Genomic DNA, 21,090 nt, shown 5'->3' with positions numbered 1-21,090 from the left:
TGGGGGGGGGGGGCGCCGGCCGCCCCCCCCCCCCCCCCCCCCCCCCCCCCCCCCCCCCCCCCCCCCCCCCCCCCCCCCCCCCCCCCCCCCCCCCCCGGGCCGGCTCAGCCCAGCTCGCGCAGGCGCGGGAGCAGGTCCTCGCTGAACTGGGTGAGGAAGCGCTCCTGGTCGTGCCCGGGCCCGTGGAACACCAGGTGGTCGAGGCCCGCGTCGACGTAGGGGCGGATCTGCGCGACCGCCTCGTCGGGGTCGGAGGCCACGATCCACCGCTTGGCGACCTGCTCGATCGGCAGCTCGTCGGCCAGCCGCTCCATCTCCGCGGCGGAGCCCACGCTGTGCTTCTGCTCGGGCGAGAGCGACAGCGGTGCCCAGAACCGGGTGTTCTCCAGGGCCAGCTCCGGATCGCGGTCGTAGGAGAGCTTGATCTCGATCATCCGGTCGACGTCGTCGACCGTGCGGCCGGCGGCCTCCGCGCCCTCGCGGACGGCCGGCATCAGCTTGTCGGTGTAGAGTTCCATGCCCTTGCCCGAGGTGCAGATGAACCCGTCGCCGGCCCGGCCGGCGTACTTCGCGACCACCGGCCCGCCGGCGGCGACGTAGACCGGCACGGGGCGCTCGGGCCGGTCGTAGATGCTGGCGCCGACCAGCGTGTAGTACTCGCCGGAGAAGTCGAGCTCGCCCTCGCTGGTCCACAGCTGCCGGATGAGGTCGACGGCCTCGCGCAGCCGGGCGAAGCGCTCCTTGAACTCCGGCCACTCCCGGCCGCTGACCGCGATCTCGTTGAGCGCCTCGCCGGTGCCGACGCCGAGGAAGACCCGGCCCTCGGTCAGCAGGGCGGTGGTGGCGAACGCCTGGGCGATCACCGCGGGGTTGTAGCGGAAGGTCGGCGTCAGGACGCTGGTGCCCAGCTGGATCCGCGAGGTCCGCTCGCCGACGGCGGCCAGCCAGCTCAGCGCGAACGGGGCGTGCCCGCCGTTGTGCCGCCACGGCAGGAAGTGGTCGGACACCGTCGCGGAGTCCAGCCCGAGCTCCTCGGCACGCACCGCGTACTCGACGAGCTGCCGCGGGCCGAACTGCTCGGCCGACGCCTTGTACCCGAACCGCAACGCCACGCGAGTGCTCCTCTCTCCGGAGCCGTGGACGGCTCCGCTCCCGGACCGCATTCAACCCTGCGAGCGGCCCGGGAGGGCAGCGGCACCGGTCAGCGGTCGAAGCGGCCCCGGCCGACGTCGGCGGTGAACAGCTCGGCGACCACCGCGCCGAACGCCACGACGAGCAGCACCGCGAGCACGACCGCCGCGGCCACCCGCGCCCGGTCGGGCCGGCCGGTGGCCGGGTCGGCCAGCGTCGCCCGCAGCTGGGCGACCGCCAGGTGCGCCAGCACCCGCCAGCCGGGCGGGGTCGGCGCGGGGGAGGGGCCCGGCAGGTCGGCGGTCAGCGCCGGCAGGTCGGACAGGTGCACGGCGGCGAAGGCCGCGGCCATCCGCTCGCTGCCCTCGTCGGGGGTCAGCTGCCCGCGGCCGACCGCCTCCTGGAGGAGGCCCACGGTGGCGGCGCGGTCGGCGTCGGAGGCGCGCAGCCGCGAGGGGGCGGGGGTGGTCGGCGCGGCGGGTGCCGCGGTCTCGGCCGGCGAGGTCATGGCCAGCTCCTCCTCGGGAGACGGACGGGGGGAAGCAGTCTGCCGCCGCCAGCTGTGACCGAGCTGTGAGTCCGCCTCGAAGGCGGCATTCAGCGCCGGGCGGACTCCGGATCGGGCGCGGGCAGCGTCCGCGGGGCGCCGAGCAGGTGGGCCAGCGTGACGGCGGTGACCGCCTCGGCGCACAGCAGCCCGACCAGGACGACGAGCTGGAACCGGGCGGCGTCGGCGGCGTCGGCCCCGCCGAGGAGGGCGCCGATGAAGGCGCCCGGCAGCGTCACCAGCCCGACCGTGCGGGTCTGGTCCAGCGCCGGGACCAGCGCCTCGCCGGCGGCGTCGCGGGCGATCGCCGACACCGCGCGCCGCGGGGTGGCGCCGAGGGCCAGCCAGCCCTCCACCTCGTCGCGCCGCCGGCGCAGGCCCTCCAGCAGCCGGCGGCCGGTCAGGGTCGCGGCGGTCATCGTGCCGCCGACCACCACACCGGTGACCGCCACGAGCGTGCGCACCGACCGGTCGAGCAGGGGCAGGCCCCAGATGATGCCGACGGTCACCACCGCGCCGGCGCCGCAGGCGAGCACCACGGCGCGGCCGGCCCCGGGGAAGCCGGACAGCCGCCGGGACGCCGTCCACGTCGCGACCCCGAACATGAGCAGCAGCACCAGGACCACGAGCGCCGGCGCGGCGAAGACCCCGCGCAGGGCCAGCGCGACGACGGTCAGCTGGACCACCGCGCGGCCGGCGGCGGTCAGCACCGCGCGCCGCTGGCCGATCCGGGCGACCGTGAGCACGGCGACGGCCACGGCCAGCAGGAGCAGGAGCCCGACCGCGAGCCGGATCGGGTCCTCCACGCCGCCGACGCTAGCGAGCGGCGCGGCGGCCCCGGCGCCCCGGGCTCAGCGCCGCCGGACCAGCAGCGGCTGGGTCACCTCGCCCACCGCACCCCGCTCGTCGGAGACCGTGGCCCGGGAGAGCCCGAGCCCGTCGCCGGACAGGTCGGTGCGGCAGGCCAGGTGCACCCACTCGCCCTCGGGCTCGCGCAGCAGGGTGGCGGCCATCCCCGGCGGGATCGACAGCCACTCGTCGATGGGGAGCTCGGCGGACAGGCCGTTGGCCGCGTCGCCGGCGATCAGCGCCCGCTGCAGGCCGGTCAGCTCCTGGCCCGGCAGGAGCGGCACCCGCACCCGCGTCCACACGTCGGCCGGGCCGCGGGTCTCGGGGGAGCCGGCGGTGTAGCGCCAGTCCAGCGCCCGCCCGTACCCCCAGTCGTCCAGGCCCGGGAAGATCGAGGCGTCGGCGTCCGACCCCGGGAGCGCGGCGGGCACCGTGACCGGTGTGGTGACCGGCGGCTGCGGGCCGGTGGCCAGCGACCACACCCGGGCGACGGCGACCGGGCGCCCGCCGGCCAGCATCCGCGCCTCGGTCAGCGCGACCAGCCGGCCCGGCCGCAGCGGCGCGACCTCCACCGTCACCTCGCCGCGGGGGATGGGGCCGAGGAAGTCCACCGACACCCGCCCCGCGCGCAGGCCCGGCGGGTTGCCGGCGACGGCGAGGGTGGCCAGCAGCGCCGAGGGCGGGCCGCCGTGCTGGGCGGTGCGGTCCCACGGGCTCTCGGTGGCCCTCGTCGCCTCGTAGCGGCCCTCGCCCACGGGCAGGTAGAAGGCCTCCGCGATCTCCGCCATGTGCTCCCCGCCTCCATCGGTTCGGTTGTCCAACCGACCGTAGCAGGGGTCAGGCGGGCAGTACCCGCAGCGCCAGGACGGCGACGTCGTCCTCCGCGCGCTCGGGCACGATCCGGCCGAGCAGCCGGTCGCAGAGCGCGTCGGCGGCCAGCCCGGCCAGCTCGCCGAGCGCCTCGGCCAGCCGGGCCATCCCCGCGTCGATGCCGGTGCGGCCGGCCTCGACCAGCCCGTCGGTCACCATCACGACGGTGTCGCCGGGCGACAGCGGCAGCTCGTGGTCGGTGTGCCGGCCGGGGTCGCCGGTGCCCAGGAGCAGTTCCGGAGGGCTGTCCAGCACCTGCACCGTGCCGTCGGCCCGGACCAGTACCGGCGGCGGGTGGCCGGCCGACGACCACCGCAGCCGCCGCCGGCCGCCGGCGCGCGGCCGGTCCAGCCGGGCGATGAGCGCGGTCGCCATCGAGCCGACGTCCAGGCCGGTGAGCACCCGGTCGACCCGGTCCAGCGTGCGGGCCGGGCTGTCGGGCCGGTCGTAGGCCAGCGTGCGGACGGCGCTGCGCAGCTGTGCCATCGCCGCGGCCGCCTCGACGTTGTGGCCGACCACGTCCCCGATCACCAGTGCCGTGCCGCCGTCGGTCAGGGCGAACGCGTCGTACCAGTCGCCGCCCACCAGCGCGTCGGTGCCGGCCGGCCGGTAGCGCACGGCCAGGTCGAGCCCGGGCAGCCGCGGCGGCGAGGTGAGCAGGCTGTGCTGCAGGGTCTCGGCCACCTGCACCCGGCGGCCGTGCAGCCGCGCGTTGTCCAGCGCCAGCGACGCCCGGCGGGCCACCTCGACCGCGGTGGCGATCTCGGCCTCGTCGTGCGGCGGAGCCGCTCCGCAGCGGATGAGGGAGAGGACGCCGATCGGCTCGCCGCGGGCGTGCAGCGGCACGAACAGCACCGAGGTCGGGTCGAGCCGCCGCCACGCCTCCTGGAGCGCCTCGTCCGACGAGTCGCGGGGCGCCAGGCCGGGGGTCACCTCGAGGAACTGCACCGGCTCGCCCGACCGCATGGCCTCGTTGAGCGAGGACTGGTCGCGCGGCGCGTGCACCCGCTCGGCCAGGTAGCGGTCGACGTCGGGCAGCCGGTCGGGGTCGCGGTGCGCCCGCGCCGCCCGGTCGGGGGTGCCGTCGGCCCCGAGCACGGTCACCGTCGCCCAGTCGGCCAGCCGCGGGACGACGAGGCGGGCGAGCTGCTCGGCGGACTCCTCCACGTCGAGCGTGGTCACCGACTCGAAGACCTCGGCGAGGAACCGCAGCCGCTCGCGCTCGGCCTCCCCGTCGTCGGTGCCCGCGTCGCGCAGCTCCACCAGCAGGAGGTCGCCGACGACCTGCGCGGTCGCGGTGAGCCAGCGGCCGGTCGAGGGGGAGAAGCCCTGCCAGGTGACCGGGGAGCCGGCCGTGCGGGCGTGCAGCAGGAAGGAGTGGAAGACGCTGCCGCGCAGGTGGGGGAGCGCCGTCCACAGGTCCCGCCCGGTGAGCCCCCCGGGCTGGCCGGCCAGCAGGTGGGCGCCGGCCGCGTTGACCGCGGTGACCGTGCCGTCGGGGGCCAGCAGGAGGACCCCGCCGGTGAGGTGGTCGAGCACCGGGACGGGCCAGGGCGGCTCTGCGGGGGTCGCTGGACTCACCTCGGCTCCGTTCCGCTCGGTGGGTCCCCCCGGCCTGGGGTGCCTACGCACAGTACGTCAGCCGCGACGGTCAGCGGTCGACGTGCACCGGGCACTCGACCCGCGCCAGGGTGAGCGCGCGGTCGGCCAGGCGCACGAACTCGGCCGGCGCGGTCGCCGGGTCCCAGGTGGCGAACGCCGCCCCGAGCGCCGCCGCGGCCACCGAGGCCAGCAGCCGTGCGGTCAGCGGATCGCCGGGCAGCCGCTGCCGCGCCCAGCCGGCCAGCGCCGTCTCGACGTGCCGGTGCACCGAGGCCTGGTACTCGCCGAGCTCGGGGAACTCGGCCACCAGCCGCCGGCGGACGGCGAGCACGTCGTCCTGCCCGGCGGCGACGAAGGAGGTGCAGATCCAGCGCAGGTCCGCCCACGGGTCGCCGGTGACCGGCGCCCGGCCGATGAGCTCCTGCAGGTGCCCGGCCAGCTCCGGGTCGGGGTCGAACAGCGCGGCGGCCTTGGTGGGGAAGTAGTTGAAGAACGTCCGCCGGGAGGTGCCCGCGGCCGCCGCCACGTCGTCGACGGTGACCGCGGCGAACCCGCGCTCGCCGACCAGCCGGATCGCGGTCGCCTGGATGCCGCGCCACGTGGCCAGGCGCTGGGCCTGCCGCGCCGTCTCGGTCATGGCCGCGACCCTAGGGGCTTGCACCCGGTGCACGCAGGCTCCTAGCGTGACCGCGGCTCCGCCGCCGGACCCGGGAGGACCGACCATGACGACCCGCGCGCTCGTGCTCGGTGGTGGCGGCGTCGCCGGCATCGCCTGGGAGATCGGCCTGCTCGCCGGGCTCGCCGCGGCGGGCGTCGACGTGCGCGACGCCGACCTCGTCGTCGGCACCTCCGCCGGATCGGTCGTGGGCGCGCTGCTGCGCGGCGGGCGCGACCTGGAGGAGCTGTACCGGGAACAGCTCGCGCCGGTGCCGCCCTCGGAGCCCGCGGGCGTGCAGTTCGACGCGAACCGGATGATGACCGCCATGGGCGCCGCGGTGGCCGGGGCGACCGGTCCGGAGGAGGCCCGCGCCCGGATCGGCGCGATCGCCCTGCGGACGCCGACGGTGCCCGAGGCGGAGCGGCGGGCGATCATCGCCGGCCGGATCGGCGGGGCCGGCTGGCCGGAGCGCCGGCTCGTGGTCACCGCCGTCGACACCGGCGACGGCGCCTTCGCCGCATTCGAGGCCGGGTCCGGGGTGCCGCTGCTGGACGCGGTCGCGGCCAGTTGCGCGGTGCCCGGCGTCTGGCCGCCGATCACCATCCGCGGCCGCCGCTACATGGACGGCGGCCTGCGCTCGGTCACCAACGCCGACCTGGCCACCGGCCACGACCGGGTGCTGGTGGTCGCCCCGATGCGCGGATTCCCGGAGAGCCCGCTCGGCCCCTCCCTGGACCAGGAACTGGAGCTGCTCCGCCGCGAGGCGCAGGCCCACCTCGTCACCGCCGACGCCGCGGCGCTGCAAGCGTTCGGCACCAACCCGCTCGACGTCGTCACCCGGGCCCCCTCGGCCCGCGCCGGCCGCGCGCAGGCCGAGGCCGAGGCCGACGCCGTCCGGGCGCTCTGGAGCTGACGGCCGCCGCGTGTCCGGCGCCGCCGGGCGCCCCTACCATCGGCGCGTGCGGCCCTTCCTGCTCCTGGCCTCCCGCGCGGAGGACGTCGCCGCCGACGACGAGTACGCCGCGTTCCTGCGCCTCACCCGGCTCGAGGCCGACCAGCTGCACCGGGTGCGGATGGAGGCCGGTCCGCTGCCGCCGATCGACCTGGACCGCTACTCCGGCGTCTTCGTCGGCGGCGGGCCGTTCAACTCCAGCGACCCGGAGGACGCCAAGTCCCCGGTGCAGCTGCGGGTCGAGGCCGAGCTGCGCGTCCTCCTCGACGAGGTCGTCGCCCGCGACTTCCCCTTCTTCGGTGCCTGCTACGGCATCGGCACCCTCGGCGTGCACCAGGGCGGCGTCGTCGACCGCAGCTACGGCGAGCCGGTCGGCTGCGTGCCGATCGAGCTGACCCCCGCCGGCCGGACCGATCCGGTGCTGGCCGGGGTGCCCGACACCTTCTCGGCGCTGGTCGGGCACAAGGAGGCCTGCCGGGTGCTGCCGCCCGGCGCGGTGCTGCTGGCCACCTCGTGGGCCTGCCCGGTGCAGATGTTCCGGATGAAGCAGAACCTCTACGCCACCCAGTTCCACCCCGAGCTCGACGTCGAGGGGATCGTCACGCGGGCCCGGGTCTACCAGCACGCGGGCTACTTCCCGCCGGCGGAGCTGGAGGAGCTCGTCGTCCGGCTGCGGCAGGCGGTGGTCACCGAGCCCGGCCGCATGCTCGGCAACTTCGTCGCGCGCTACGCCTGAGCCTCGTCGGCCAGCGCCCGGGCGAGCCCGTCGAGCAGCAGGTCCAGGCCGAAGGCGAACTCGTCGCCGTAGGCGTAGTCGGGCACCAGCACCCGCTCGGTCATGAACGCCACCAGGTGCGGGAACGCGCCGTCGGGGAACTGCGCCAGCATCCGCGGGGCGAGCTCCGCGGCCTGCTCCGGGGTCTCGAAGGGCAGGCCCCGCTCCTGGAGGGCGAAGCCGTAGACGTAGCTGTCGACGGCGGAGAAGGCGTGCCCGGCCAGCAGCCAGGAGAAGCCCGCCGCGCGCAGGCAGCCCAGCACCGCGTCGTGCTGCTGGAGCGTGGTGTGCCCCGGCGTGGCCCGGGACTCCAGCAGCCCGATCGCCCAGCGGTGGCGGTTCAGGGCGGCCCGGGCCGAGTGCGCCCGGTCGCGCAGCGCCGTCCGCCAGTCGTCGCCCGCTGCCGGCAGGGTCAGCTCCCCGAAGACGACGTCGACCATGCCGTCGAGCAGGTCGTCCTTGTTGGCCACGTGGTGGTAGAGCGACATCGCCTCCACGCCCAGGCCCTCGCCCAGCCGGCGCATGCTCAGCGACTCCAGTCCCGACCGGTCGGCGAGCGCCACCGCCGCGGCCAGCACGCGGGCGCGGCTCAGCGCGGGACGGGACCTCTCGGTCGGGCTCACGCGACTCCTCCTCCGCTCGGCGGCTTGACAGACCTTACGCCGTAAGGGCACTGTTCGCCCGTCGTACTTACACCGTAAGGGGTGGTCGGGATGCAGTCCGTCGACGAGAACGCGTCGCTCGCAGCAGGCACGCAGATGCGTGCCGTCGTGCACGAGCGCTACGGCACCGACCCGGAGGCGGTGCTGGACGCCCGGGTGGTCGAACGGCCGGCCCCCGGCCCGGGGGAGGTGCTGGTGCGCGTCGCGGCGGCCAGCGTCGACTACGGCACCTGGCACGTCCTGGCGGGGCGGCCGCTCCCGGTCCGCGCCGGCTTCGGGCTGCGCCGCCCGCGCGCGCTGAACCCCGGGCGCAGCCTGGCCGGCACGGTGGCCGCGGTGGGGCCGGGGGTTCCCGGCTTCGCGGTCGGCGACGCGGTCTACGGCACCGGTACCGCCGCACTCGCCGAGTACGCCGTCGCCGATCCGGCGCGTCTGGCGGCGGCGCCCACCGGCCTGACGCCGGTGCAGGCCGCCGCGCTGCCGGTCTCCGGCCTGACCGCGCTGCAGGCGGTGCGGGACCACGGGCGGGTCGGGCCGGGCCAGCAGGTGCTGGTCACCGGCGCGGCCGGCGGGGTGGGCAGCCTCGCCGTCCAGATCGCGCTCGCCGCGGGCGCGGAGGTCACCGGCGTGTGCCGGACACCGGCCAAGGTCGACGCCGTCCGGGCCCTCGGGGCGACCACGGTGGTCGACGCCGCCGCGGAGCTGCCGGCCGGCCGCTACGACGTCGTCGTCGACACCGGCGGACGGCGTCCGATCGCCGCGCTGCGCCGGTTGCTGACGCCGCGGGGCCGGCTGGTCGTGGTCGGCGGCGAGAACGGCGGCCGCTGGCTGGGCGGGTTCCAGCGCCAGCTCGGCGCCGCGCTGCTCTCGCCGTTCGTCCGCCAGACGCTGGGCATGTTCGTGTCGTCCGAGAACTCCGCGGACCTCGCCGTCCTCGCCGGGATGGCCGAGCGGGGCGAGGTCGTGCCGCTGGTCGACCGGGTGTTCCCGCTCGAGGAGGCCGGCGCCGCGGTGCGCCACCTGGTCGAGGGCCGCGCCACCGGGAAGGTGGTCGTGGCGGTCGGGTAGCTCAGTCGTCGTCCCGCGGGAAGAGCAGGCCGAGGCCGGCCGGCGGGGTGAACGGCCGCCACTCGCCGCGCGGCTGGGCGAGCCGGTCGGCCACCACCCACAGCACGGCCGGATCGTGGCCCATGCCGAGGTGACTGGCGTGCACCCCCACGTTCTCGCTGCGCGGGCCGGGCTCCTGCAGGCACGCCCGCCAGTCGACGACGCCGTCCCACCGGGAGTAGACGGCGGTGCTCGGCACCGGCAGCGGACGGCGGGACGGCGTCCGGCTGGTCGACAGCGCGTCGGCGGCGTGCAGGTGCGCGAAGCGCTGGTAGGCGCGGGCGCCGGGGCTGCTGTCCATCCGCCGCGACACCAGGCCGAACGGCGAGCCCAGGGTGATCACCTGCCGCACCTGCCGGGGCGCGCGCAGGGCCAGCCGGCGGGCGAAGACGCCGCCCAGGCTCTGCCCGACGATGCTGACCGGGCTGCCGTGCCGCTCGTGCAGCCGGGCGAGCAGGCCCGGCAGCTGCTCCACCACCTCGCGGGTGGGGCCGCGGTTGCGGCCGAGCTCCCAGCCGACGACCGGGTGCCCGAGCCACCGCAGCCAGCGGCGCAGGGTGGCCGTCGACAGGTCCGACGCCAGCAGCCCCGGCAGCACGAGCACCGGGTGCGGCTCGCCGCGGGGGGCCAGCCGCACCAGCGGCAGCGTGGCGGCGAACGCCCCGGCGCTGGCCAGGGCACGCGCCGGTTCGGTGGCGGCCAGCAGCGCCGCGCGGCGCCGGCCGCGGGACCGGTCGGTCACGGCTCGCTCGGCGGCAGCAGCCGGGGCTGGAAGACCTCGTCGATCGGCCGCGGGCCGATGTACCGCCGGCAGGTGCACGGCACCCAGGCGTGACCCGACCACCGGCCGCGCTTGTCGTAGGTGTCCCGGCGCAGCTCGGCGTAGCAGGTGTTGGTCTCGGGGTCGTGCTGGCTCAGGGTGTGCCCGCAGCCGCACAGCGGGGCGGGCGGCGCCGGCGGCGGTACCGGCCGGCGCCGGGACAGCAGCCCGGCGCCGAAACCGAGGGCGAGCAGGCCGGCGCCGACCAGCAGGCTCACAGGGTCCACCGCGCGTTCCTCCTCGCTCCGCCTCGACGGTAACGCCGCCGCGGCGGGCGGGGTGCCCGCCGGGATCAGCCGGTGCTCTTCCCCCGGCCGCTCACCGCGTCGCGGAGGTGGTCCAGCAGCGAGGCGACCGGGCCGAGCACGGTGCGCACGGTGCCCTCGTTCGGCGTCATGGGGTGCGGGCGCGTGGGCGCCAGCTTCTTGACCGCCTCGACCTCCTGGGCCATCTGCACCAGCTGCTCGCGGGAGAAGGCGCGGCGCAGCTCGGTGAACATCCGCCCCTCCTCGTGCTCGACGTGGTGGCGGATCTCGCGGATCAGCTCGGCGACGGCGTCGTCGAATCCGGGGTCGGCGGGCTCCATGCGCTCCAGCCGCTTCATCGTCTCCTCGGCCTCGGCGTGCTCCTCCTTGGAGTGCTGCGCCTCCTCGCGGTCGACCTCGGCCAGCACCTTGGGGTAGACCCGCGTCTCCTCGGCCACCGAGTGCTTCACCAGGCCGATGGTCACCTCGTCGACCAGCCGGCGCTTGCGCTCCAGGCTGTCGGCGTCGGCAGCGCCGCGCAGCTGCTCCAGCTCGCCGAAGATCCGGTCGAACTCGCGGTGGTCGGCGCTGAGCAGGTCGACGACGTCCTGCTCGGGGGCTGCGGTCATGGGGGTGTCCTTCCTCCTCCTCCTCCGGGCGGGACAGGAGGGGTTCCCGCGCAGCCGGCCCGTCACACCGGCCAGGACGGATTCGTCCCGTTCACCCGGACGGGGAGGTTTGGCGCGGTGTGAGGGCGAGCACAGAGATGGACGTGGAGTCCTACGCAGTCGGCTTCGCCCGACCCGACCGCTGGTCCGCGCTCAACCCCGACGCGCCGGACCGCCCCTGGCACGCCGTGGAGGTGCACCGCCCGCCGTCGGAGCTGGACGGCGAGATCGAGCTCGCGATCTGCGGAGCGATCGTGCAGATCTGGGGGTCGCAGCGGTGGCAGCGGGTGGGCGCCGGCCGGACCGCCTGCCCCACGTGCGTGCAGATGACCGCCGGGGCCTCGGCGCCGACGCTCTCCCCGACCGGCTGAGCCCGCCCCGGCGCACGAGCGCCGCCGTCCCGCCCCGGGACGGCGGCGCTCGTGCGTTCAGCGTCGGTCGGGCCGCCGCCCGGAGATCGCCGACAGGCCGGTGATCTCCCGGCCGACGATCAGCGCCTGCACGTGGTCGGTGCCCTCGAAGGTGTAGATGGCCTCGATGTCGGCGTGGTGGCGGGCGATGTGGTGCTCGAGCAGGATGCCGTCGCCGCCGAAGAGGTCCCGGGAGTCGGCCACGATCTGCCGGGCCGTGGCGCAGCAGTGCCGCTTGGCCAGCGACGCCATCGCCGCGGTCATCCGCCCGGTGTCGGCCAGCTTCGACAGCCGCCAGCACATCAGCTGCATGGTGGTGATCCCGGCCAGCATCCGGGCGAGCTTCTCCTGCACCAGCTGGTAGCCGGCGATCGGCTGCCCGAACTGCTCGCGGCGCAGCGCGTGCGCCAGCGCCAGCTCGTAGGCCGCCGTCGCCACGCCCAGCGCGCGCCAGGCCACCGTGTACCGGGTGCGGTCGAGGATGGCGGAGACGTCCTTGAACGACCGGCAGTTCGCCAGCTTGTTCTCCGCGGGCACGCGCGCGCCGTCGAGGGTGATCTCGGCCTGCCAGACCGCCCGCAGCGCCGTCTTGCCGGTCATCACCGTCGCGGTGAAGCCGGGGGTGCCCTTCTCGACGACGTAGCCGCCGACCTGGCCGTCCTCCCCGCGGGCCCAGATGAGCACGTAGTCGCCGATCGAGCCGTTGCCGATCCACTTCTTGCGCCCGTCCAGGACGTAGGCGTCGCCGTCCCGCCGGGCGCTGGTCTCCAGGGCGACGGCGTCGCTGCCGTGACCGGGCTCGGTCAGCCCGAACGCGCCGATCTTCTCCAGCCGGGCCATCGCCGGGAGGAACCGCTCGCGCTGCTCCTCCGAGCCCAGCAGGGCGATCGACTGCATGGCCAGGAAGCTGTGCACCCCGTTGAAGGTGCCCACGCTGCCGTCGGCGCGGGCCAGCTCGGCGGCGACCAGCCCCGCGGAGACGGCGCTCATGCCGGGGGAGCCGTAGCCCTCGATGGTGCCGCCGGAGATGCCGAGCTCGGCCAGGGCCGGCACCAGCTCGAACGGGAACTCCGCGCGCTCCCAGTAGTCGTTGATCCGCGGCGTCACCTCCTTCGCGCAGAAGGCGCGCACCTTGTCGCGGATCGCGATCTCCTCCGGCTCGAGGAGCTCCTCCACCGCGTAGAAGTCGGGGCTGGTCAGCTCGGTCACGGCCGGGACGCTACGACCGCGCGGGGCGGCCCGCCCGTCGTGCCCGGCCGGCCGGCGGGGCAGCGGGTCGCGACCGCTCCCGTCGTCCGGGGAGCCGTACCGCCCTATTGTCGGAACCGAGTCAAGAAACTGCGACTACGACGAGGTGGTGCGGGGATGACCGACACGGGCGCCGTGGTGCGGACGCTCTACGAGTTCGCCCAGGGGATCGACACCCGTGACTGGGCGCTGCTGGAGTCGGTGTTCACCGCCGAGTTCGACTACGACTACACGTCCCACCGCCCCGGCTCCGGCGGCCGCACCACCGCGGTCGACTGGGTCGCCGCCCGGCGCCGGCGCTTCGAGACGATGCAGGCCACCCAGCACTCGATGACCAACCCGCGGGTGGTGGTGGACGGCGACGTCGCCCGCTGCCGGATGTACGTCGAGGCCTGGCACGTCGCCGAGGTCGGGGGCGCCGCCGACTGGTGCACCATCGGCGGGGAGTACCACGACGTCCTGCAGCGGCACGGCGACCGCTGGCTGATCTCGGAGCTGCGGCTGGAGCGCCGCTGGACGGTCGGCAACCCCGCGGTGCTCGACCTGCCCACCGGCTGAGCCGGGCCCGCGGCCCGACACCCCGCGCTCCCTTGACATGGCGGCGGGGCTCCGGTTCAGTGGACGAAGTTACTTGAGATCGACCCCACCTGGGGTCGGGGCAGTGGAACGGGAGACGAACGGGACATGCGAGGTCTGACGCACCCGCTCTCGCGGGCGGTGTACGAGCTCTGCGAGGGGGGCGTGCAGGTGACCACCCCGGACGGCCGGGTCGGGGTCTTCACCCCCTCGGGCCGCTGGCTCTCCGGCGACAAGATCCCGGTCGACATCCACATGTGCGAGTGGGTGGGCAACGGCCCCACCGAGCCCGAGGACGTGTCGAAGAACCGCCGCTTCCGCTCCCTCGTGAGCAAGGAGAAGACGCTGTGACGGTCCAGCGCGACGAACCGACCACCCGCCGGGGCCCGGGCCCGTCCTACACCGAGATCCTGCAGAAGGACTCGCGGACGGTTCCGCAGCACATGCTCGAGGAGTCCCCGGGCTGGTTCGGCGACGGCGACATCGACATCGCGCGGTACACCACGCGCGAGTTCCACGAGCTGGAGAAGTCCGGGCTGTGGAGCCGGGTCTGGCAGTTCGCCTGCCGGGAGGACCACGTCCCCGAGGTCGGCGACACCTACGTCTACGAGATCTGCGGCAAGTCGATCATCATCGTGCGCAGCGCGCCGGAGGAGATCCGCGCGTTCTGGAACGTCTGCCGCCACCGCGGTCGCCAGCTGTGCACCGAGCCGGCCCGGGTCGACGTGCTGCGCTGCCCCTTCCACGGGTTCGCCTGGAACCTGGACGGGTCGCTGGCGTTCGTGCCCGCCCGCTGGGACTTCCCGCAGATCGAGGACGCCAAGCTCGCCCTCGGCCAGCTGCGGGTGGGCACCTGGCAGGGGTTCGTCTTCGTCAACCCCGACCCGGACTGCGAGCCGCTGGAGGACTTCCTCGGCGCGGTGCAGGAGCACTTCGCCGAGTGGGACCTCACCGACCGCTACGTGCAGGGTCACGTGGCCAAGGTGTACCGCGCGAACTGGAAGGTCGTGCAGGAGGCCTTCATGGAGGCCTTCCACGTCGCCTCCACGCACCCGCAGCAGCTGCCGCGGCTGGGGGACACCAACAGCCGCTACGACACGTACGAGAACTTCAGCCGCAGCATGCACGCCAGCGGCACGCCCAGCCCCTCGCTGAAGTGGCAGCCCACCGAGCAGGAGATGCTCGACTGGATGCTCGACACCCGCGAGGACGAGGACCCGCAGGTGCTCATGCCCGACGGGCGCACCCTGCGCGATCTCGGCGGCGACCTGGGCCGGGACTCCCTGCGGGGCGCGATCGGCGACCGGGCCGACACCATCTCCGACGCCGAGATCGTGGACGCCATCGACTACACGATCTTCCCGAACTTCCACCCGTGGGCGGCCTACCAGCGGGTGGTGTACCGGTTCCGTCCCTACGGCGACGACCACGAGTCCTCGGTGATGGAGGTCTTCCTGCTCTCGCCGTACGAGGGGGAGAAGCCGCCCCCGGCGGAGATGCAGTGGATCTCCGAGGACGGCTCCTGGACCGAGGCCCCGGTGCTCGGCATCACCGCCCGGATCCTCGACCAGGACTCGAGCAACATCGCCAGCATCCAGGTCGGGCTGAAGTCCGCGCCGATGACGGGCCTGCCGTTCTCCCTGTACCAGGAGAGCAAGATCCGCCACTGGCACTTCCTCCTGGACCGCTGGCTGGGCATCGGCACCGAGCGCTGACCCGCCGTGATCGCCGGCCGGGAACTGGCGATGGCCGTGCTGAACCTGCGCGGCCGGCCGGCCGAGGCAATCGTCGACGCGGCCGCCGCGGCGGGGTTCGACTCGATCACCCTGCGGCTGCTCGAGCCGCGGGCCGGTGACCACGACCACCTCGTCCGCGACGCCCGGGCCCGCCGGGCCCTCCGGTCCCGGATGGACGACGCCGGCATCGGGCTGCTGGACGTCGAGGTGGTCCGGCTCCGCCCGGGAACCGTCGTCGACGACCTCGAGCCGGCCCTGGACGCCGCGGCCGAGCTGGGTGCCCGTCACCTGCTGACCGTCGACGAGGACCCGGACGAGGAGCGCTTCCTGGTCACCCTCGCCGCGCTCGCCGACCGGTGCGCCGCCCGGGGCCTGGTGCCGGTGCTGGAGTTCATGCGCTTCTCCGAGTGCGCGTCGTTCGAGCAGGCCCTGCGGCTGGTGCAGCAGGCCCGGCGCGGGGGTGCCACGGAGGTGGCGCCGCTGGTCGACGCCCTCCACCTCGCCCGCTCGGGCGGCACGCCGCAGCAGGTCGCGGCGGTGGCCGACGAGTGCCCGGAGCTCTTCCCGTACGTGCAGCTGTGCGACGCGCCGCGGCGGCCGCCGCGCGGCGGCGTGGCCGAGATCCGGGACGAGGCGGTGACCGCCCGGCTGCTCCCCGGGGACGGCGAGCTGCCCCTGCGGCCGCTGCTGGACGCCCTGCCGCCGGGCATCCCGGTCTGCATCGAGACCCCGGTCCGCGAGCTGGCCGCCCTGCCCGACCCCGACCGTGCCGCGGCGGCCTTCCGGGCCGGCGCGGACCTGCTGCGCGGCGGCCCGGTCCCCGCGTCCACCCCGGGAGCCGCCTCGTGACCGCACCGCCCGGCCAGCTCGACGGGCTGGTCGCCCTCGTCACCGGAGCCGGCCGGGGGATCGGCCGGGCGATCGCGCGCGCCTACGCCCGCGAGGGCGCCCGGGTGGTCCTCGCCTCGCGCACCCTCGCGACGGTCGAGGCGGTGGCGGCGGACATCACCGCCGAGGGCGGCACGGCGCTGGCGGTCGGCTGCGACGTGAGCCGGCGGCCCGACATCCAGGCCGCGGTGGCGCGGGCGGTGGAGGAGTACGGCACCGTGTCGGTGCTGGTGAACAACGCCCAGGGGTTCGGCACGGCGCGCGAGCCGGCCACGTCCACGACCTACACCGGCGTCGAGGACGTCGAGTCCGACGTCGTCGACTACAGCTTCACCACCGGTGCCATGGCCACCCTGTGGGGCATGCAGGCGGTTTTCCCATACATGAGGGCGGCCGGCTGGGGCCGGGTCCTCAACTTCTCGTCGACCTCGGGGATGCTCGGCACGACCGGCAACGCGCCGTACAACATGACCAAGGAAGCCGTCCGCGCGCTGTCCCGCACGGCGGCCAACGAGTGGGGCCAGTACGGCATCACCGTCAACGTCATCAGCCCCACGCTGCGCACCGACGCCTTCGAGGCGTGGGAGCGCGACCGGCCGGAGTTCGTCCGCGCGCTGCGCGAGTCGCTGCCGATGCGCCGGCTGGGCGACCCCGACCGCGACGCCGGCCCGCTGGCGGTCTTCCTCGCCGGCCGGGGCTCGGACTACCTCACCGGCATGACGTTCATGCTCAACGGCGGCAAGGTCATGCCCTGACGGCACGCAGCCGGTAACGCGACAGCAACTCCAGTTCCCGGGAGCGGTCCGGCGCGTCGCCGCGCCGGACCGTCCCGGCCGCCCGGGAACCTGCGAGTTCCTGTACCCGTCGTCCAGATACCGTCAGCGCCCGGCGACGGTCGCGGTCTCGCGGGCCCAGTAGGGCGCCCGCAGCCTCCGCTTGTCGAGCTTGCCCATCGGGCTGCGACCCAGGTCGTCGACGAAGTCCACGCTGCGCGGGCACTTGGGGTGGGCCAGCCGCTCCCGGCACCACGCGACGAGCTCGGCCTCGGAGACCTCGCCCGACCGGACGACCAGGGCCTTGAGCTCCTCGCCCATCGTGTCGTGCGGAACGCCGATCACCGCCACGTCGGCCACCGCGGGGTGCTCGGCCAGCACGTGCTCGGACTCGGCGGGGTACAGGTTGACCCCGCCCGACACGACCATGTCCGAGTGCCGGCCGGTGATGTAGACGTAGCCGTCCTCGTCGACCACCCCGATGTCGCCGACGGTGAACACGTTCGGGGCGATGTGGGCGGCGGCGGTCTTCTCCGGGTCGCCGTGGAAGGTGATGCCGCGGCCGGTGGTGTCGCGGAAGTACAGCCGCCCCTCGGTGCCCGGGGGTACCGGCTGGTCGGCGCCGTCGACGACGACGGCCTCGAACGGCGGCACCGCGCGCCCCACCGAGCCGGGGTGGGCCAGCCACTCGGCCGAGGTGATCGAGGTGACGGTGCCGGACTCGGTGCCGCCGTACTTCTCGACCAGCACCGGGCCGAACCACTCGATCATCGCCCGCTTGACCGGCACGGGGCACGCGGCGCCGGTGTGCTCGACCGACCGCAGGCTGGAGACGTCGTAGCGGGCGCGCACCTCCTCCGGCAGGGCCAGCAGGCGGGCGAAGTGGGTGGGGACCATGAGGGTTCCGGTGACCCGTTCCCGGTCGATGGTCGCCAGCACCGTCTCGGCGTCGAAGTGCGGCAGGACGACCAGCGGGCGCCCTCCGGCCAGCCGGCGGACCGCCCGCATGGGCCCGGTGTGGTACAGCGGGCCGACGCCCAGGAAGGGCCCCGCGTCGGCCGGCTCGCGCTGCTCCTCGAGGAACGCGGCGATGCTCGCCGGCAGGGTGGCCGGCCGCTCGACGCCCTTCGGGAAGCCCGTGGTGCCCGAGGTGTAGAGCAGGTTGGGCCGCGGCGCGCGGTCCAGGTCGACGGCGGGCGCGGCGGCGCCGTCCTCGAGCAGCCGCGCCCACCGGCTGTCCGGGGTGCCGTCCCACGCGATGACCGCGACGCCGCCGGCGGTGCGCGCGGCCTCCTCCGCGACGGCGGCCGAGCCCGCGTCGCACAGCAGCGCGCCGGCGGCGCTGTCGCCGAGGACGTAGGCCACCTCGCGCGCGGTCAGGTGGTAGCTGATCGGCACGACCGACAGGCCGGCGTGCATGGCCGCGAGGTGGGCGAGCACCGTCGGGACGCTGTTGGCGGCCATGATCGCCACCCGCCGGGCCGGCCCCAGCGGGAGCGCCGCCAGCCCCCGGGCCGCGCGGTCGACGGTCTCGGCGAGGGCGGACCAGGTGAGCTCCTCGGTGGGCGTCGCCAGCGCCCGACCGGCCGGGTCGGAGGCGGCGCGGTCGCCGATCGGGGTTGCTCGCACAGGGGACCTCCGGATGGGTGGGCGGCGCGGTCCCGGCCCAGGGGCCGAAGACCATTGCTCGGGGTTTCGAGCCATGTTTTTATATCTCAACCCCTGTTAGCTGCACCACATCCGAGCGAGGACACATGGCTGACGACCAGCTGGACATGGAGCACTGGATCACCGACTGGGAGGTCAGCAAGCGCTATCCGGTCTATACCCGGGCCAACGCCGGCGAGGTGCTGCCCGACCCGTCCAGCCCGCTGAACGTCACGATGGTCTGGAACAAGGGCCTCAACATCGGCTGGCGCGAGGGGTACACCCGCACCCTCGGCACGCACCTGCCCGAGGAACTCGACGAGACGATGCCGGAGACGATCGGCAACTTCGCCGGGTACCACTACACGAACTTCTCCATCACCGAACTGATCGGCGCCCGGCTCCCCGGCATGACCGTGCCGATCTGGAACAGCCTGTGGGTGGGCACGCACCCCGACCTCCCCGAGTACGTGGAGAAGCCGGGCGACCAGGTCGAGTCGCTGACCGAGAACCTGGCGCAGAAGTCGGCCTGGGCGCTGAGCACCACGACCTTCCCCGAGGTCGAGGAGACCAAGCGCCGCGCCCGGCGGGCGCGGGAGAGCCGGCCGGACCTGTCCGCCCTGAGCGACGCGGAGCTCGTCGCGCGCAGCCGCGAGCTCGTCGACGACCTGGTCTACGGCTACAGCTACCACGTGCCGACCACCACGCTGTCCACGGTCGGCCCGGCCGTGGCCGGCCAGCTGCTCGCCGAGATCGGCGAGGCCGACCAGCTCGGCGCGCTCATGAGCGGTCTGGGCGACGTCGATTCGGCCGCCCCCTCGTTCGTGATGTGGGACCTCGGCCGCCTCGTGCGCGGCTCCGCGACCCTGACCGCCCTGTTCGACGAGGGGATGTCCGGGCTGCTGGACCGGCTCCGGGCCAGTGACGACCCCGACGCGCAGCGGTTCGTCCAGCTCTTCGACGGCCTGGTGTTCGAGTACGGCTCCCGGGCCCCCAACGAGTGGGACCTGCGCTCCGACAGCTGGGAGACCCAGCCGGTGCTGCTGCTCGTCGCCATCGACGGCATGCGGCGCAGCGACGAGAGCGCCGACCCCGCCCGGGTGCGCGACGAGAACCGGATCAAGCGGGAGAAGCTGACCGCCGAGCTCGCCGACCGGATGCCGACCGAGGAGGCCCGCCAGTCCTTCCTCGCCGCCTGCTCCTCCATCACCCGGTTCATGCCGTGGCGCGAGCGCACCAAGACCTCGTGCGTGCGGTCGATGAACGAGATCCGGGTCGCCATGTACGAGCTGGGCCGGCGGATGGTGGAGCGCGGCGTCCTGGCCGACCACCACGACATCACGATGCTGCGCGAGGAGGAGCTCGACGCCTTCGTCGCCGACCCGGAGAGCTTCCGCGAGGAGCTGGCCACCCGGGCGCGGAACTACCAGCTGCTGTTCGACCTCGACCCGCCGTTCTTCCTCACGGAGAACAAGCCGCTGTCGGAGTGGCCGCGCCGCACCGGCCGCCGGGTCGAGCAGGCGCTGCCCGGCGCCGTCCTGACCGGCGTCGGCGGCAGCCCGGGCACCGCGCGGGGGCGGGCGCGGATCATCACCGACCCCTACGACGTGGGCGACTACCAGCCCGGCGACGTCCTCATCGCCCCGCAGACCGACCCGGCGTGGACGCCGCTGTTCGTGCCCGCGGCGGCCGTGGTCGTCAACGTCGGCGCCACGATCACCCACGCGGTGATCGTCTGCCGGGAGCTGGGGCTGCCGTGCGCGGTGTCGGTGCAGGACGCGACCCTGCGCATCCCGGACGGCGCGATGGTCGAGGTGGACGGTACCGCCGGCACGGTGACCGTGCTGTGACGATCGGGATCGGGCTGGGCCTGCCCCAGCTGGGCCCGCACGTGACCCGCGGAACGGTGCAGCGGTTCTGCCGCCGCGCCGAGGAGCTCGGCTACGCGAGCCTGTGGGCGCAGGAGCACCTCTTCTACCCGCTGGCCAACAGCTCCGGGTACGCCGGGCGCACCAGCACCAGCGTGCACCCGGCCTACCGGGACATCCTGGGCACGACCGAGCTGCTGGCCTTCGTGGCGGCGTGCACCGAGCGGGCGATGATCGGCTCGAGCGTGCTGGTCGCCGGCTACCACCGCCCGGTGGAGCTGGCCCAGCGGCTGGCCACGCTGGACCTGCTCTCCGGCGGGCGGCTGGTGGCCGGCATCGCCGCGGGCTGGTCGGACGAGGAGCACGCCCAGATGGACGTCGACCCGCGCACCCGCGGCCGGCGGATGGACGAGCTCGTCGAGGCGCTGCTGGTCTGCTGGGGCGAGGACCCGGTCCGCTTCTCCGGGGAGTTCTTCGAGATCCCCGAGGCGGTGCAGCGGCCCAAGCCGGTGCAGCGGCCGCACCCGCCGCTGCTGTCCGGCCTCCGGTCGGAGGCCGGGCTGCGGCGCACGGCGCGGTACTTCGACATCTGGAACCCCAGCCGCGGCACGGCCGACCAGCTGCTCGAGCAGATGGCGGCGATGGCGGCGATGCGGCCGGAAGGCCGGGCGCCGCTGCGGCTGTTCCTCCGCTCGTACACCCAGCGGCCCACCGATCCGGTGGGCGGCGGGGGACAGGGGCTCGACGGTGTCGTCGAGGACCTGCGCACGGCCATCGCGGCCGGCGCCGAGCAGCTGATCGTCGACACCAGCTTCGCCGACGACATGGACTCCCCGGAGGCGTGGGAGCAGGTGCCCGACGTGCTGGCGCCGCTGCTGGCGGTCGCCCGCGAGGAGGGTGCGGTCCTGTCGGGGGCGCCGGCCTGATCCGGCTGCCGTCCCCCCGGGGGGCGGCGGGGGGGGGGGGGGGGGGGGGGGGGGGGGGGGGGGGGGGGGGGGGGGGGGGGGGGGGGGGGGGGGGGGGGGGGGGGGGGGGGGGGGGGGGGGGGCGGCGGGCGG

23 protein-coding genes are annotated in these 21,090 nt (G+C 75.3%); 11 read left to right on the top strand and 12 right to left on the bottom strand.

Features of this window, described 5'->3' with window-relative positions; translation table 11 throughout:
- Positions 1-104 precede the first annotated feature (104 nt).
- The 6 genes from fgd to ACI79R_RS23760 form a co-directional block, all read right to left on the bottom strand.
- Positions 105-1,112 (bottom strand): glucose-6-phosphate dehydrogenase (coenzyme-F420), encoded by a 1,008-nt coding sequence (gene fgd / locus ACI79R_RS23785; RefSeq protein WP_456576166.1) that lies wholly within the window; start codon positions 1,110-1,112, stop codon positions 105-107.
- Positions 1,113-1,201: 89 nt separating this feature from the next.
- Positions 1,202-1,639, bottom strand: coding sequence for a DUF1707 SHOCT-like domain-containing protein (locus ACI79R_RS23780; protein ID WP_456576165.1), 438 nt, complete (start codon positions 1,637-1,639; stop codon positions 1,202-1,204).
- An 89-nt stretch (positions 1,640-1,728) separates the two neighbouring features.
- Entirely contained in the window at positions 1,729-2,484 is a 756-nt protein-coding gene (locus ACI79R_RS23775; protein WP_456576164.1) for an ABC transporter permease, read from the bottom strand.
- 45 nt (positions 2,485-2,529) lie between these two features.
- Positions 2,530-3,315, bottom strand: coding sequence for a thioesterase family protein (locus ACI79R_RS23770; protein WP_456576163.1), 786 nt, complete (start codon positions 3,313-3,315; stop codon positions 2,530-2,532).
- Positions 3,316-3,364: 49 nt separating this feature from the next.
- Positions 3,365-4,978 carry a SpoIIE family protein phosphatase gene (locus tag ACI79R_RS23765; RefSeq protein WP_456576162.1) on the bottom strand — a complete coding sequence of 538 codons (1,614 nt, stop codon included), beginning with the start codon at positions 4,976-4,978 and terminating at the stop codon, positions 3,365-3,367.
- A 70-nt stretch (positions 4,979-5,048) separates the two neighbouring features.
- On the bottom strand, positions 5,049-5,636 hold the full coding sequence (locus ACI79R_RS23760) for a TetR family transcriptional regulator (protein WP_456576161.1): 588 nt from the start codon (positions 5,634-5,636) through the stop codon (positions 5,049-5,051).
- An 85-nt stretch (positions 5,637-5,721) separates the two neighbouring features.
- On the opposite strand from ACI79R_RS23760, the gene ACI79R_RS23755 reads away from it, so the two are divergent.
- Both ACI79R_RS23755 and ACI79R_RS23750 read left to right on the top strand, forming a co-directional pair.
- Positions 5,722-6,570, top strand: coding sequence for a patatin-like phospholipase family protein (locus ACI79R_RS23755; RefSeq protein ID WP_456576160.1), 849 nt, complete (start codon positions 5,722-5,724; stop codon positions 6,568-6,570).
- Between the two features lie 46 nt (positions 6,571-6,616).
- Positions 6,617-7,345 carry a glutamine amidotransferase gene (locus ACI79R_RS23750; RefSeq protein ID WP_456576159.1) on the top strand — a complete coding sequence of 243 codons (729 nt, stop codon included), beginning with the start codon at positions 6,617-6,619 and terminating at the stop codon, positions 7,343-7,345.
- On the opposite strand, the gene ACI79R_RS23745 is transcribed toward ACI79R_RS23750, so the two are convergent.
- Positions 7,336-8,007: a TetR/AcrR family transcriptional regulator C-terminal domain-containing protein gene (locus ACI79R_RS23745; protein WP_456576158.1), complete on the bottom strand. Its 672-nt coding sequence runs from the start codon at positions 8,005-8,007 to the stop codon at positions 7,336-7,338. The two genes, ACI79R_RS23750 and ACI79R_RS23745, sit on opposite strands and share 10 nt — an antisense overlap.
- Before the next feature lie 90 nt (positions 8,008-8,097).
- Between ACI79R_RS23745 and ACI79R_RS23740 the strand changes: the two genes are divergently transcribed.
- Complete coding sequence (locus ACI79R_RS23740) at positions 8,098-9,114, top strand: NAD(P)-dependent alcohol dehydrogenase (protein WP_456576157.1); 1,017 nt, start codon at positions 8,098-8,100, stop codon at positions 9,112-9,114.
- 1 nt (position 9,115) lies between these two features.
- On the opposite strand, the gene ACI79R_RS23735 is transcribed toward ACI79R_RS23740, so the two are convergent.
- The 3 genes from ACI79R_RS23735 to ACI79R_RS23725 form a co-directional block, all read right to left on the bottom strand.
- On the bottom strand, positions 9,116-9,895 hold the full coding sequence (locus ACI79R_RS23735) for an alpha/beta hydrolase (RefSeq protein WP_456576156.1): 780 nt from the start codon (positions 9,893-9,895) through the stop codon (positions 9,116-9,118).
- Positions 9,892-10,200, bottom strand: coding sequence for a hypothetical protein (locus ACI79R_RS23730; RefSeq protein WP_456576155.1), 309 nt, complete (start codon positions 10,198-10,200; stop codon positions 9,892-9,894). Before ACI79R_RS23730 ends, ACI79R_RS23735 begins: the two co-directional genes overlap by 4 nt.
- 65 nt (positions 10,201-10,265) lie before the next feature.
- Positions 10,266-10,847 carry a hemerythrin domain-containing protein gene (locus ACI79R_RS23725; protein ID WP_456576154.1) on the bottom strand — a complete coding sequence of 194 codons (582 nt, stop codon included), beginning with the start codon at positions 10,845-10,847 and terminating at the stop codon, positions 10,266-10,268.
- A gap of 143 nt (positions 10,848-10,990) precedes the next feature.
- Here ACI79R_RS23725 and ACI79R_RS23720 point away from each other — a divergent pair, with 143 nt between their 5' ends.
- Positions 10,991-11,257, top strand: a complete 267-nt coding sequence (locus ACI79R_RS23720) for a hypothetical protein (protein ID WP_456576153.1) — start codon at positions 10,991-10,993, stop codon at positions 11,255-11,257.
- Between the two features lie 57 nt (positions 11,258-11,314).
- Here the strand turns inward: ACI79R_RS23720 and ACI79R_RS23715 are convergent, their stop codons facing one another.
- Positions 11,315-12,505 (bottom strand): acyl-CoA dehydrogenase family protein, encoded by a 1,191-nt coding sequence (locus tag ACI79R_RS23715; protein ID WP_456576152.1) that lies wholly within the window; start codon positions 12,503-12,505, stop codon positions 11,315-11,317.
- Positions 12,506-12,661: 156 nt separating this feature from the next.
- Here ACI79R_RS23715 and ACI79R_RS23710 point away from each other — a divergent pair, with 156 nt between their 5' ends.
- From ACI79R_RS23710 to ACI79R_RS23690, 5 genes are all read left to right on the top strand, one after another.
- On the top strand, positions 12,662-13,102 hold the full coding sequence (locus tag ACI79R_RS23710; RefSeq protein WP_456576151.1) for a nuclear transport factor 2 family protein: 441 nt from the start codon (positions 12,662-12,664) through the stop codon (positions 13,100-13,102).
- Positions 13,103-13,228: 126 nt separating this feature from the next.
- On the top strand, positions 13,229-13,471 hold the full coding sequence (locus ACI79R_RS23705; protein WP_456576150.1) for a hypothetical protein: 243 nt from the start codon (positions 13,229-13,231) through the stop codon (positions 13,469-13,471).
- Complete coding sequence (locus ACI79R_RS23700; RefSeq protein WP_456576149.1) at positions 13,468-14,835, top strand: aromatic ring-hydroxylating oxygenase subunit alpha; 1,368 nt, start codon at positions 13,468-13,470, stop codon at positions 14,833-14,835. Before ACI79R_RS23705 ends, ACI79R_RS23700 begins: the two co-directional genes overlap by 4 nt.
- A gap of 6 nt (positions 14,836-14,841) precedes the next feature.
- The gene (locus tag ACI79R_RS23695) at positions 14,842-15,705 is read left to right on the top strand and encodes a sugar phosphate isomerase/epimerase family protein (protein ID WP_456576148.1); all 864 of its coding nucleotides are present in this window, start codon (positions 14,842-14,844) and stop codon (positions 15,703-15,705) included.
- A complete protein-coding gene (locus ACI79R_RS23690; protein ID WP_456576147.1) occupies positions 15,702-16,499 on the top strand; it encodes an SDR family NAD(P)-dependent oxidoreductase in 798 nt (265 codons plus the stop codon). The genes ACI79R_RS23695 and ACI79R_RS23690 overlap by 4 nt, the downstream gene beginning before the upstream one ends.
- A 123-nt stretch (positions 16,500-16,622) precedes the next feature.
- Here ACI79R_RS23690 and ACI79R_RS23685 read toward each other — a convergent pair whose 3' ends face one another.
- Positions 16,623-18,146: an AMP-binding protein gene (locus ACI79R_RS23685; protein WP_456576146.1), complete on the bottom strand. Its 1,524-nt coding sequence runs from the start codon at positions 18,144-18,146 to the stop codon at positions 16,623-16,625.
- 125 nt (positions 18,147-18,271) lie between these two features.
- On the opposite strand from ACI79R_RS23685, the gene ACI79R_RS23680 reads away from it, so the two are divergent.
- Both ACI79R_RS23680 and ACI79R_RS23675 read left to right on the top strand, forming a co-directional pair.
- Positions 18,272-20,014, top strand: coding sequence for a PEP-utilizing enzyme (locus tag ACI79R_RS23680; protein WP_456576145.1), 1,743 nt, complete (start codon positions 18,272-18,274; stop codon positions 20,012-20,014).
- The gene (locus ACI79R_RS23675; RefSeq protein ID WP_456576144.1) at positions 20,011-20,958 is read left to right on the top strand and encodes a TIGR03619 family F420-dependent LLM class oxidoreductase; all 948 of its coding nucleotides are present in this window, start codon (positions 20,011-20,013) and stop codon (positions 20,956-20,958) included. Before ACI79R_RS23680 ends, ACI79R_RS23675 begins: the two co-directional genes overlap by 4 nt.
- Positions 20,959-21,090 lie beyond the last annotated feature (132 nt).

It is taken from the genome of Blastococcus sp. SYSU D00820 (genome assembly GCF_054050695.1).
This window is presented reverse-complemented; position numbering and strand designations above follow the sequence as displayed.